At 43.8% G+C, this 13,703-nt stretch carries 9 protein-coding genes, 2 tRNA genes and 1 rRNA gene; 1 reads left to right on the plus strand and 11 read right to left on the minus strand.

Going from position 1 to position 13,703, the window contains the following annotated elements; all coding sequences use genetic code 11:
* The 11 genes from NWE95_02055 to NWE95_02105 form a co-directional block, all read right to left on the minus strand.
* A 16S ribosomal RNA gene (locus NWE95_02055) occupies positions 1-541 on the minus strand; the annotation flags it as partial.
* Positions 542-1,007: 466 nt separating this feature from the next.
* On the minus strand, positions 1,008-1,295 hold the full coding sequence (locus tag NWE95_02060; protein ID MCW4002683.1) for a PRC-barrel domain-containing protein: 288 nt from the start codon (positions 1,293-1,295) through the stop codon (positions 1,008-1,010).
* A 185-nt stretch (positions 1,296-1,480) separates the two neighbouring features.
* Positions 1,481-1,553: transfer RNA gene (locus NWE95_02065), tRNA-Gln, on the minus strand.
* Positions 1,554-1,701: 148 nt separating this feature from the next.
* Positions 1,702-4,455 (minus strand): PQQ-binding-like beta-propeller repeat protein, encoded by a 2,754-nt coding sequence (locus NWE95_02070; protein MCW4002684.1) that lies wholly within the window; start codon positions 4,453-4,455, stop codon positions 1,702-1,704.
* A gap of 472 nt (positions 4,456-4,927) precedes the next feature.
* Positions 4,928-5,626: a hypothetical protein gene (locus NWE95_02075; GenBank protein ID MCW4002685.1), complete on the minus strand. Its 699-nt coding sequence runs from the start codon at positions 5,624-5,626 to the stop codon at positions 4,928-4,930.
* Between the two features lie 123 nt (positions 5,627-5,749).
* The gene (locus NWE95_02080) at positions 5,750-6,757 is read right to left on the minus strand and encodes an alcohol dehydrogenase catalytic domain-containing protein (protein ID MCW4002686.1); all 1,008 of its coding nucleotides are present in this window, start codon (positions 6,755-6,757) and stop codon (positions 5,750-5,752) included.
* Between the two features lie 115 nt (positions 6,758-6,872).
* Positions 6,873-8,837, minus strand: coding sequence for a hypothetical protein (locus NWE95_02085; protein MCW4002687.1), 1,965 nt, complete (start codon positions 8,835-8,837; stop codon positions 6,873-6,875).
* 30 nt (positions 8,838-8,867) lie between these two features.
* Positions 8,868-10,439, minus strand: a complete 1,572-nt coding sequence (locus NWE95_02090; protein ID MCW4002688.1) for a collagen-like protein — start codon at positions 10,437-10,439, stop codon at positions 8,868-8,870.
* The gene (locus tag NWE95_02095; protein ID MCW4002689.1) at positions 10,432-11,472 is read right to left on the minus strand and encodes a hypothetical protein; all 1,041 of its coding nucleotides are present in this window, start codon (positions 11,470-11,472) and stop codon (positions 10,432-10,434) included. Before NWE95_02095 ends, NWE95_02090 begins: the two co-directional genes overlap by 8 nt.
* A 93-nt stretch (positions 11,473-11,565) precedes the next feature.
* Positions 11,566-12,714, minus strand: coding sequence for a hypothetical protein (locus tag NWE95_02100; protein MCW4002690.1), 1,149 nt, complete (start codon positions 12,712-12,714; stop codon positions 11,566-11,568).
* Between the two features lie 110 nt (positions 12,715-12,824).
* Positions 12,825-12,902: transfer RNA gene (locus NWE95_02105), tRNA-Arg, on the minus strand.
* A gap of 463 nt (positions 12,903-13,365) precedes the next feature.
* Between NWE95_02105 and NWE95_02110 the strand changes: the two genes are divergently transcribed.
* A complete protein-coding gene (locus NWE95_02110) occupies positions 13,366-13,644 on the plus strand; it encodes a 50S ribosomal protein L14e (GenBank protein MCW4002691.1) in 279 nt (92 codons plus the stop codon).
* Positions 13,645-13,703 lie beyond the last annotated feature (59 nt).

The raw sequence follows: 13,703 nt of genomic DNA on the forward strand, positions 1-13,703 counted from the left end.
GCTTTAGGCCCAATAAACATCCACACCACTCGGAGAGCTGGTATTACCGCGGCGGCTGACACCAGACTTGCCCTCTCCTTATTCCCCCAGCTTTCTAGACTGGGTAAAAGCCTTCCTCAGCGGATGGCACTCGGGATAGCCCTGTCAAGCTTGCGCTTATTGCAAAGTTTTCGCGACTGCTGCGCCCCGTAGGGCCTGGGCCCTTGTCTCAGTGCCCATCTCCGGGCTTCCGCTCCCACGGCCCGCACCGGTAAAAGGCTTGGTGAGCCATTACCTCGCCAACAACCTGATCGGTCGCGGCCCCATCCTTGGGCGAAACCTACAAGCATAGTGTAGGAGTCCTTTCTGGCGAAGACTCATTCCAGAGTTCTTCACCTATTGGGAATTAGCCCCAGTTTCCCGGGGTTGTTCCTATCCCAAGGGCAGGTTAGCCACGTGCTACTGAGCTGTGCGCCGCGCCTCCTTTTGGCTAGAAGGCGCTCGACTAGCATGTCTTAGTCCTATCCCGATAGCAGTGGGGTCCGGCAGGATCAACCGGAGTTATGCACTCCAGATTGTTCTGTCGGATTAACTGTTTTTTGTGTGGTACGAATTTCTTGATTCGCATTCTTGTGCCTAATTGGATTTGGAGGGAGAAACATTCCACATTATACGTCAAAGCCCAATTCAGACCTAACATGAGCAATTCTATCAGGTCCACATTCGTGTCCCCGCAACTGGAGGCCAACTCCATCATCCCTGTTAGGCGAATTCGCCGTTTCGGTACGGGTTGAGCCGCCGCCATGGAAATAATTGCGGGGCTAGCAATATAGCTGAATTCTATCAGAAGCGAATTCAACTGATATAAACATTCCGTTTCCATTCACATAAACGTTGTTGTAAGAGCTTGAATGCATAGCCAGATGCCTCAGTGCTCAAGCATATCCAAAAGAGACAGTGCTATCCAAAGGAGTTTGCGACCTCTTGCCAAATTTTGGCATCTTTGAGAAATTAAAAGTCTGGTTCATTTAGGGTTTGCATTCGTAAATTTCAGGGTTATTGCTCAGTTCCACAAGTGACTGAGTAATCGTCACTACATCGCCGACTGCATTAACTAACGAAACTGGCAGACATACAGTAGAACTGGTGAATCGTTTCTTAAAGCCAAGCTCTTCCGCGGCTTTACCATCAAGTTTTACCTGCAAATGCGTGATTCGCCACTGCGCAAGGTCAGCTGTTAAGCCTTTTACTTCGCCAATGTTGTAGCCTTTTGCGCCGATAACCTTCTTTCCAAAAAGCTCATCAACACTTGTCAAAAAATCACCATAAAAAAATACTCACTCGTGAATAAATTTGTTGTGCAGAGACCCAGCAGTATACTGGGTGAGAGACATGGTTGCAATTGCAGAAGCGTTGCTTGAAACTTGTTTGACAGCGCGAGCACAGTGGACAATCTAAACCAAGCTCATTTTAAAAAATCACACACAAACAAAAACCAAAGTAGCCCGGGAGAGATTCGAACTCTCGTCGAGGGCTCCAGAGGCCCCTATGCTTGACCGCTACACCACCGGGCTTTAGCCTATCACAAAAAGTCCATCGTAAATATTAACTTTAACTTTACGGCGACCTTCCAGTTTTGCCTAAGAAAACAAGATTAGAATTGACAATCAGGTTAAAGCTGAAAAATAAAAAATGAAGGGGTTGTTGATTTTTAGGCTGTGTTTATGGCTTTTTTCTGAGTAGTAGAATTCCGACTATGGCGATTGCAACTATTATTGCTATGGTTGAGCCGACAAAGTACAGTTCGGTTGGTGGTAGGCTAATGATTGGACCTGAGGTTTCGGTTGGTTCTGGTGCAGGGTCAACGTTGAATGCGGTTGTGGCATGTGATGGCCAGTATGATTCACTGCCTTCGAATGAGGCGTAAACCGTGAATTTGCCTGGGATATCTGGCTTCCAGTTGAAGCTAAAGAATCCGTCAGCGTCAGCGACAGTTGTACCTATGTCTCGCATGTTGTTGTTTGAGTCAAGCACGCTTAGTTTCACTGTTACGCCGGTAACGTTTGTTGGGCGTGGCTTCTGCATGTAGACGTATTCCATCCATGCGCTTTGGCTTTCGTCAGATACTGCTGGTACGCCGTTGGGGAAGCGCATAGGATTCACAGACTGTTTTGTGCCTGGTGAAACATCGGTTACGGTGCCTTTTATCATGACGCTATTGCCGAATGGAACTACATCGTTTGCGATTGAAACTGTCGTGCTGCTTGGGCCTTTGCCGACAGCGTAGATTTGGTGGTCGTAGTTGTTCCAGTATGTGAGTACTCCGTCGCCAAGAGCGAATGTGCCTGGGTGAGCCCAGCCGAGCATCTCCCAAATGACGTCGCCTGTTGTATAGTTGTATACACGTACCTTAGCGCCTTTGAGGAGCGGTGTGTCTGCTGAGTGCTCGTGGGTTCCGATGAAGACTTTCCCGTCAGCGGTTAAGCCGTGGAAGACTGTGTAGTACTGGAAGATTTCGCCGCCTGTGAGCGCTGCTTGTTTCCAGAGCAGTTCTCCAGTTTTCAGGTCGTAGCAGAAAACATGTCCAGTGTAGCCTGCGGTGATCAGTTTGCCGTCATAGATAGATGTGCCATAGACGTTCATGAGGCTGACCCAGCTGTAGTAACCGAATGGGTTAACGTCTGCTTGGGGTTCGCTTCGCCAGAGTTTGTTCCCAGTGTATACGTCGTATCCTTCGAATGTTAGTGTTGGGAATTCTTGCAGTATGAATACGCCTTCACCAGCTCGGATGTAGAGTTTTTGGATAGTTTCCTTGTTACTATTGACATAAGTCATGTCATAGTTCTTCATCCAGAGTATGCTGCCTACGGCGCCTCTTGATGCATTTAGGTTAATTGCGAAGAGTGTTCCTACGTCTTGGTTGTGGTAGTACAATGCACTTGTGCCTGCTGTCGGTAAGGTTCCGTTGCTGGCTAGTAAATAGTCACCGTATTTTACTTGTCTTATAGTGGGGCTCCAGTTTGATGGATACGTCGTAGATATTGTTACGTTGAAGTCCCAGGTTGGCAAGAAGGGTTGGTTGGGCGCTGTAGATGGTACTTGGATTAGGCTTGCAAGGCTTGCATTAAATGTTCCACTGACTTGGTAGGCGAATACTCGAGATGAGTTCCATTCGTATAGTCTCCAGATAGGACTTGTTGTGGTGCCGTCATTTCGCAGTATGTAGCGTAGTTGCTCACCTTTTGGACCTGCAACTATAGTTCCTGCAGGTACATCTGTGATGTTTAGTGTATGTCTTGTGGTTCCATAGCGTGGGTGAATGGCAGCACCAAAGTTGTTGGACCATATGTATCCTGGGTTGATGACTCCGTGTTGGTTCATGTCGTCGTACTCAACGTACATGCCAAAGGAAGGTGTCGCACTCATTGTCTTGTTGCGCCAGATTTCTTGCCCAGTCTTTAAATCAACACATACCCAGTCGCCTCCAGTACCAGCCCACAATATTGGTTCTTGGTAGAGGACTCTTCCGTGCATGATGATTTGAGTGTCTGAGAATCTGGTTTGGTATTGGTGTCCTGCGTTGAAGACTTGGCCTTCTCTTTCGCCTAAGAATGCGTTTCCGCCTACTACTCCACCATCTTCGGTTGGTTTAGTCCATAGAATGTGTCCGCTGTTTGGTGCAGTTCCTTGCGTCTGAATTCTGTTGTTGGGGCTTCCGTAGTCACGATCTGTTGCAGTGTTGAGCCAGTTTGAGGAAACGGCGCCCCAAGTGTTCATTTGTCCTTCTATTGGTCTAGTCCAGTATTCTGTTGGAAGAGGATAGTATGTTATAGCTGTCGGATAAACAGGGTCTTCCTGTACAGTCACAGTATATGTTCTATTGCTAGACAAAAATGTGACTCCGTAGTAATCTCGACCTGCGGTACCGGTGGTGCTACTTGTGTTACTGCCGATGGACTCTGGAAAGAGCCAGTCAAGCTGCTCAAATATCACAGTTACAGTGTAATTGCCGGTGGCGTCTGGCGAATATTTAGAGTAGGTTGTCCCTGTAGAGTCAGACACTAAAGAACCCGATGGAGGAATTCTTTCTTTTGCGCCATCTGGTTTAGTGATTTCTACGTGGTATCTGTATCGGATGCTGTTGGTGTCCTGAGCTTGGTATGGAACTTGCGGGTTGAATATGACCATCGAGAATTCCTGACCAACACCTACTGGGTTTGGCGAAATTGTACTATACACCCAAGTTGGAATTTTATCGTGATATCGGTTCCACAGAGTGAGCCGTATTGTAGAAGCGTTTGCATTAAGGTCCCAACGCATTCCTGCTTTTATTGCGTCGGCTGTTGCCTGATTGTAGTTTATTCCGTTTATTACTTCTCCTTTAGCGGTTGGTTGGAATGCTAACATTGTCGCCATAGATGTTAATAGTATTACAGCGATAATTGTAGCCATAGTTTTCGTTTTTAATATTTGCATTTCTTTTTCTCCCTAATTTTTAGGCAGTTGGATAGTTTCATAGAACTTGCCCGACTGCCCAAACCTACACCATGCCTGTAAACCATATTTAAATTCGATGAACTTCTAGTGTATTCATAGCGATTGAGAGAACCTAGCAACAGTTTAAAAACTACTTAGACGAACGCTTAATTTTGGAAAACACAATATTGCTCTTTAAACCATAATTTTTTTGTCTCACACAGAAAGTCCCATGCTCCGAAGGAACTCACTGGATTTACGCATTTGTTCAAAGCATTTGAGGCCTTTCTCAGTTATTAACAGACCCTCATCAGTTCGACGAACCATATTTAACTCGATAAAATGCTCTAAGATCTTCTGAAATCTATCATATGGGATGTTGGCGCGGCGAGCAACCCTTGTAGGGCTTGCCTTTCCATTTTTTCCACTCTCAAGGCAAATGTATTCAAGAATGGCTGAGTAAATGTCTATCTTACTGCGCTTGGTAGCCGTCAAGTTCTTGGTGACACCTCTTGCTGACCATATAGTATATTCGGATCAAAAGAGCCAAACCTATAAGCGGGGCAATCTGGGAACCAATCAGAGCAGCTTGGCCGCCAGCATCTAGATTCCAGATTATAAACAAAAATTGCCCCAACCAAATAAACGCAAATGCCACTGGAGCACTAATCAAGCCAGAAACACTGCCGGTTGCTAATTCTAGCCTTCTCACTATAAAGAAAATTATGTAGGATAACAAGGCAAGGTTAACTATAGCAAATACGTCATTGTAGGAGTAAACAGATACCAAGCCTGGTGGATTAATAACATAAAGTAGCACGAAAATACAAATTACTGAAACAACAGACCATATGGTGATAGCCAAGTGACTATGCTTAGTGGTCTTCTGCGCTCTACCCGAGAGAAAATAGGAGGAAGCGATTAAAGTGAAACCCCAAGTCTGAGTAATTACACGTGACCACATGATAGAACTTGAAAAAGAGTCAACTGATGGATACATTAAATGTATGCCGAGGAAAATGTAAGAGAGGGTTAAAAATAGGAAACCAAACGGTAATCCAAGCAAAATAATTGAGCGCTGTGTTTTATAGACATTGAAAAACAGAACGACAAGCAAAAGCGCTAGAGCAATAGAAAAGATACCGATTAGCTGTATTACTGTCGAAAGCATCCACTCACCCTTTTACCCATAGAGTTATTCTGTTAATAATTTAAACTTAATCTAAAATAAACTATCAACACCCTATTTCTTCAGTCAAACAGCATAACGGATCAATCAACTACAAAAGCTTGTTTATGGCACCAAAATTGCTCTTCCTACAATCCTGCCCTGCTTCAACTTTACAAGCACTTCTTCGGCTTGGCTGAGTTTGTAGGCTTTCCAGTCAACCTTCACTTTGCCCTTTGATGCCAAACGGAGGGTTTCATCCATGTCCTGCCTTGTGCCAATAACGCTACCTATGATGGCGTGCTCTTCAGGGAAAAAAATCCGTGCGTAGCCAAGAACACTAAGGAGCACTGTGCCTCCGCGTTTTACAAGTCTTAGTGCTTGGTCAACAGCTTTTTGGGAGGGGGCATGAACCATAACCACGTCGGGCTTGCCAGTTTTCGCTGCAAAATCTTCTACTTCCATGACGGTTAGTGCGTGGTCTGCACCGATGTCTTTGGCGAGTTTAAGCTTATCCTCTGAAGTATCCACCGCGATGGTTTCGGCTCCTGCTAACTTCGCAAACTGCAACGACATGTGCCCCACACCGCCGATTCCAATTACGGCTACCTTCTGCCCGAACTGAACTTTCGCGCGTTTAACTGCATGATAGGCAGTGATGCCTGGGCAAAACAGGGGCGCGCTCTCTTCGAAGACCAAGTTTTCTGGCAGGCGATACACGAAGCTACTGGGGGCTGTTAGGTATTCTGCGTATCCGCCATCTACGGTTTCGCCCGTGGTTTGGCGGTTTATGCATATGTTTTCTCTTCCTGTGCGGCAGAACTCGCATGTGCCATCGGTTTGCCAGAGCACTTGCACGCCGACTCTGTCGCCTCTTTTGAACTCGCTGGTTCGGTTGCCTGTTTCTTGTATGATGCCTGTGATTTCGTGTCCTGGGATGATGGGGAGTTTTGTTGGTATGCCGAAGATGGGTTTGAATTCGCCTTCTATCATGCTTAGGTTGCTGTAGCAGACGCCGCAGGCTTTGATTTTGATGAGCACTTGGTCTGGTGCTGGTTTGGGGTCTGGGACAGTTGTGTAGGTTAAAGGGTGGTTTTCTATTTTGTCTAGGCGCGTGAGGAGTTGGGCGTTCATTTTTTGGGTTCTCCGTGAAAAAAATTAGTTGTTGTTTGGTTGCTGATTTACAATGCTTTACGTGTGTGATTTATTGGTATGTGATTGTGAATTTGCAGCAACAATTAAGGTGTTGCTAATAGTTTATCTTGATAACCCAAGCGTCTTCCTCGTTAAATACAAGTTCATAATGAGCACTCTCTAAGAATAGAGTCACATTATAGTTGTCTCTCCATTTTTGAACCTGATGGCTGGCATAGTTGCTGAGGTAAATGTATGAAGCATTGTATTTCTTTAAAATGGCTAATGCCTCTGCGGAACGCGGGTCTTTTGCGACGATGCGGCTCTCGTCTTGCCGCGTAAACATCATATCTGACCAGCCTACTTCTGATATGCTCAACAGGGGCATAACTATGCGTCTGCCGCTGAGCACGGGTATCCAAGTGCTGGAAGTTCCAACCCAATGGTCGTTATAGATTACAGCGTCTTTTGGCGTGTGGTTTGATATCCACATTAACGCGTTGTAGTCAGCTGAAGATATCCTATTGATGTGGATATCATTGCGAGGAAGAATTGTATCTACTCCTATAAATAGCACAGACAAGAGAAGAGCTATCATTATTATTGAATGAAGATTAATCCATCTTTTATAAGCTAAAACCTGAAGCTTATTTTTCACCCAGTCATACGCTTTAACAAAACAGAATGCTACTATAACCAAAATAGGCAACGATAATAGTGGATTGAGAAAGCTTGATTGAAGGTAGTACCAGCCTGGAAAGGGAACCCTGAAGATTTCGTTTAGCATTAATAGAAATATACTGAGAAACCACGCTAAAAGAAAACTGCGGCTTTTTCTTCTAACAAAAACAGCAGTAAAGGTCAATATTCCAAAGAGGAGCAGCCAGTAGCCATAGTACATGAAGGAGTTGTAGCCAAACTCGGACCTCATCGAAGAGGTTGTGAACCATGCTAGTAGTGCCTGATACTCCATTGGAGGAATCGGGACCATTACTCTTTTGAAGATATTGATAACCCATGGCAACGCTAAACCGATTCCGACAACAATGACTGTTATGCCTGCTAGAATGCTTTGTTTTTTCTTTTGCGAAAAAAATAATCCGAAAGAAGAAAAAAGGACAATAAAAAGTGCAGTTGTAATGAATGAGACGGTGTATGCCAGAAACACGCTTGCTAATGTAGCACCTGCCAGTAAGAGCAGTTTTAGTTTTCCACTAATCGAATAGAGGTACAGCAACAGCATCGTGCTCAGAGTTAATGCTAACCCAACGAGGGCTGGAAACCGACCGTAAGTTACCATTGAATAGAAGCCAGAGGATAGTAAAGTTGTAAAAGCCGTTGCGCAGAGAGCGATTCTGTCATCATTTAGCACTCTTCTTGCGATTATGAAAACTTGAGCATGTATAATTACAAAGGACAGCGAAAAAAAGGATACAAGAATTGGCATTGACATTGAAGGATCAAGGAGATACAGGAATGCTATGACAGAGGGGTATGCTGGTGGATAGGTAAATTGGGCTTGCTCAGGAAAGTATGGTGCCCAAGATTGAGGTATTGTACCCTGCTCGGCAATCAAAGTAGCGGCGAGGGTGGATGTTGCTGGGTCATCCCCTATTGGTATTAGGATGCCGTTTTCTGGCCACGGAAACGATATTAGAACTACAGAAGCAATCATTAGAGCTATGAGGAGAAGGTAGGAAAGAGGCATAGTGAAGGGTTTTAGGTTTGTTTTTAGTGTGCCTCTTCTCCAAGAGTACGCCAGCAGGGGAACCGACAGCAAAAGAACTGATAAGATGATTGTGTATTGATTTATTGGGACATGCAGAAAGGACAGATAAAGTGCGGTTAGTGTTGTGTAAGCTATTCCAATGATGGGCGATAGGATTAGTTTTTCTGTTAAGCGAAGGTCTTTCCAAGCTAAGGCTTGCAGGATTGAATATCCTGGAAGGAACAGAACAAACAAGACCCGTGCTATGAGCGAGAGGGCTGATATGCCGCCAATTATGAAGGCGATTAGGGCAAGCAAGAAGCCAATAATTATGAAAGTGAATTTTGGAAGAGTTATTTCCTTAAAGAACAAATGAAAGCGCCTCTGTAGAGGAAAATGAGTTTAGTCGATTTTCCATATGCGCACCCGAACATAGTTCCAGTAGACATCGTTTGCTCCTCGGTAAAGTGTTACCGTGTTAGTTGTTGAATCAATGCGGACCAAGCCGAACTCCCCATACACCTCAGTCTTAACCAGATAAACGTCTCTACCTACACCAAAAGAGTCGGTGGAGCCTGCTATAACGTAGCCTCCGTCAGATGCTGCGACAACAGACCATGCGACATCAAAGTCTGTTCCACCGTAAGTTTTAGTCCACTGAATGTTCCCCCATGCATCTGTTTTCGCCAGCCAAAAATCGTAAGGTCCAGCAAAGGAACCAATAACACCCCCTAACACATATCCCCCGTCTGATACGACAACCAAAGAGTAAATATCGATATCTGAATACCACTTGTTCCATTCCATGTTTCCAAGCGCGTCAGTCTTCACTAATAGGTCGCCACAGGCAAGTAAGTATCCGCCATCCAATGTCTTGGCAAGAGACCAGCCAGTAACTCCGTTGTAGGTTTTGCTCCATTCTATATTTCCGTTTGTGTCGGTTTTAATCAAATAGACTCCAGGTCCAGAAGACCCTGTGTGACCTGCGATTGCATATCCGCCATTAGACGTTTGAACAATAGAGCACCCATAATTGAAGTTTGTTTCACCATAGGTTTTATTCCATTGCAGGTTTCCGCTTGCATCAGACTTCACCAAATACACATAAGAGCCTTCACCAAAAGACTGCGTTTCACCTGCTATTGCGTAACCACCGTCAGTTGTCTGAACAACAGAACTCCCTGTATCGTACCTTGCTCCACCGTAGGTTTTGCCCCATTGCATATTCCCGCTGGCATCAGTCTTAACCAAATACACATCGCCGTCTCCAGCACCAGAAGAGTATGTGCAACCCACTAAAGCGTACCCGCCATCGGATGTGCGAACGACGGAAGATGCGTAATCTTCGTTTGTTCCGCCATAGGCTTTGTTCCACTGCATGATTCCGTTTGCATCGGTTTTAACTAAATAAAAGTCGGTGCTACCGCCAAAAGACCCTGTGGAGCCTGCGATAGCGTATCCGCCATCAGCTGCCTCGACGACACATCGGCCTTCTTCGTAGCTGGTTCCGCCATAGGTTCTGTTCCATGAGTGTATGTATCCTGTTAAACCAAGGTATCTTTGATGTTCGCCGCCGCTTGCGGACGCCTTACCTGTTATGTCAATCAACAGGTTATCGTAGCCTAGATTATGCGTAAACGTGATTGCTTGACCTGTTTTATCGCTGATGTCAACCCAGCCACTGTCATAATCTGGCAAGTAAGGTCCTTGCGCACCTGTTGCTCCGGCTGGTCCTTGGGGCCCCTGAGCGCCTGTAGCGCCCGTTGCACCCGTTGCGCCTGTTTGTCCTGGAGACCCCTGTGGCCCTGTTGCGCCAGTGTCGCCTTTAGGTCCTTGCTCGCCTCGTAGTGGCTGCCCTTGCAAGCTCAAGTTCACTAATAAAATGGAAATTCCTGCTGCCACTACACATGCAACTAAAGTAGCCAACAAAATTATTACAAAGAAAGTTGTTTTTTCAATCATTATTTTAGGCATTTCTATCACTCTCTTTAGGCAAGCAACCTATATTTTTTGAATAATTATTTGTTTGTTTGCTTATAGCTAAACGTGGGCTGTTCTGATCACTTCCTTTAAAGTAGACAAGTAAGCCAACGCTTACTACGGCAACTACAGCAATTGGGAGTGCCAATAGTATTGGCTGAAAACCTGAATTTGGTGCAACCTGCTCAGCCTCAGCTATAGTGAAGTAAGTGATGTTTGAAATGCCCATATTGCCAAAAATATCACTAGCAAACACGGTTATGTTATGTGAACCTATACTCAGGTCTGATAGAGTCATGTTTCCATTTATGGCAATTCTTGTTTGATTATCTAAGCTGTATCCTATCCATGAAGCAGTTGCATTGATTGTAAAATCAAGCGGTAGTGTGAATTGGGTTATGTTGTCTGGAGTGTAGGTTGTGTTTTGAGGGGGTGAAATAATAGTGGGGATTGGGATAGGCGGATTGGGGTAGGGGTCTTTGCTCATTACTATGGGGTATTTCTGGAATGATACTGTTTTAGAATTGGGTTCTAGTTGAAAATGCATGGTTTGGGTGATATAGGTGTCGTTTGATCTTCCTGTTGAAATAGTTTTGCCATTTGTTGTGTAATATGCCATATAAGATGCCTGTGCAACCACTACTATATGTACCACATGTTCAGTGTTAGTTAGGTTGCTAAAAACGGCTGTATAGTCTGTTACTGTATCGCTTCTTGGGAACCTTTGTGGAAGGATGCGGGTGCCATCCAAATACACAGAAAGAATGTATTGCCCTACTAATGCGAATCCCTTATAGTATGAATTCCAAGACTCAGGTTTGATAATAAGAAAATCTAATTTGAAGGTGTTATCAGCATAATAATCAGAGTAATTCTTTGGGCTTCTAACCACTAGGGTTGGCAATTCAGTACTGGGCGTTTTTGGGTAAGGTATAAGGTTAGCATCTGTCACCTTAACTAGCGTCAAAGATTCAATTAAGAAAACCATCATTAAAAGAGCAGTTAGAGCAAAAACAGCTCTTCTCATAGCCCATCATTCGTCTATAATTATTGTTTGCTTAATAGTTTTTCAGTCAAAAATTATTGACTAAACTTTGTCAAAGTTCCTTGACTAAACAACTCAACATTCAAGTTTTCTTTTCAGCGTAACCATAACAGCACATATCAACGTGAGAAATAAAACCGTAATCAGACAGGTTGCAATCTCTGGTATAATCATTGGAAATACTTCAAAATTAGGCGCTGACAGAGTTGGCATATAATTTACTTTACCGAGGGTAAAATCGTCATAGTAATCATAGATTAGTTGATCTATTATTGTTGTGTTGGTTGTTCCCCACCAATTATATGGTGCATCAACATTGTTATCTGGGACATCATTCTTGATGTTGTAATTATGGTTTTCATAAATATTGTTAAGCAAAAGAGTTGGCGCATTATTTGAAAATAAATGGGTCAAATACAATCCAATCGTGTTATTAGTAATAGTATTATTGATAACAAATGGATTACAAGGTACAAACATTTGCCAAGCATCCAAGGTTATGCCCTTTTCGTTATTCGTAATCAAATTGTTTTCAATCACCGTTGTCAAATTAGGCCAGTGCCAACTAGGGTTATACAGCGATGTACTTACACGGATTCCAGTCGAGCATTCGGTTACTATATTATGAGAGACAATCAAATTGGCACCAAAAACATCTATTCCCTGACCAATAACAGTATTATTAGTAATTATTCCATTACCAACCATCACCAATCCGCCCATCAGGAAATTACCAGCAACAAGAGGCATACCAGTCGTTGTCTGGATAGAAATGGCATTGTTACAGACATTGTTAGATAACTTTGGGGAATTATTAGCGGTTATAGTTGAGGTTAAAATGCAATTCTGGATTATGCAACCATTGCCGGTGTCTTCATTCCAGTCAGTGCTGTTTTGAGTGAAAATAATTTCTCCTCCAACAAAATTAGTGGGTCCGCTGGTACCTCCAATTGCTTGTAATGTACCGTTGACCATAATGTAGTAACCGTTGAGGTTTACTGTAACACCTGATTCAACTATTAGTGTTACTCCATAATCAACAAGGATGTTTCCTGTAAGATTATAGGGGCTACCTGTTTTAGTCCAAGCTCTGTTTGAATTAATGATTCCGTTAACTTGTGTACCGCTACTTTGTGATGAAGCAAAGTTTAATGTCGCACCTAATAAGAGACCAATCAACACTGCAATTGTGCATAACGTGAAAGGTCTGCCTTTTTTAGTCATGCCCTTTATCATCAATCTATTTATGCTGTGTGTGTCTTTAAAATTTCTGTCACCAGAATATTGCATATAAATCAATAACTTTAATCCATGTCTCAAATTCTAAACGTGTATGGCGGGTCCGATGGGATTTGAACCCATGACTTTCAGCTTAGAAGGCTGACGCGCTATCCGTACTGCGCCACGGACCCCTCTTTTCGGCTCTTTAATGGATACACTTGCAGATAAAATTTTACCTACCGCTACAGGCAAAAAACAGGTCTTCGAAGCACAAACCTTCGGCGGGCACAGCGACCATATTTGTATCCTATTAGTGGTTCTATGTTAAAACTAATAGAGGGGTAGGTTGCGCGAACCTATTTGCCGCCTATTAGAAACTCATTGCAGAAACTATAGAGGGGTCTATCGTATTAGCGCATTTTCAAGCCAAAAGCATGCTGAAAAACTCGCCTTTAAATAGGGGGTTAGGGTAGGTGGCAGAGCAACAAACCCGACTATCTTTATAGTATATAAGGAGGGTATAGAAAAAAATTGTAGTTTCCTTTCAGGAGTCCCTCCCTAATTTCTGCCAAACACCAACCACTCATCATCAAAAATGTTATCCTTATATCTACCATCCAACACTAAAGATTTCCAAAGGAGACAAACACAAACATGCCAGCCATCGAAGTCGGAAGAATATGCATAAAACAAGCAGGAAGAGAAAACGGCAAAAAATGCGTAATCATTGATGTCATGGACAAAAGCTTCATCCTGATAACAGGCCCCAAAAAAATCACAGGCATCAAACGCAGACGAGTAAACATAAACCACGTCATGCCAACACAAGAAAAAATCGACATAAAACGCGGAGCATCCGACGACGAAATCACACAAACCCTAGAAACCGCAGGTAAACTCCAAGACATGACCCAAACAATCAAAACACCCTAATTCTAAACCTTAAATTACCACAAACCTCTTTTTCTTAACCCAAACAGTAGCAGGAGCAA

Source organism: Candidatus Bathyarchaeota archaeon (genome assembly GCA_026014725.1).
GTDB lineage: Archaea > Thermoproteota > Bathyarchaeia > Bathyarchaeales > Bathycorpusculaceae > Bathycorpusculum.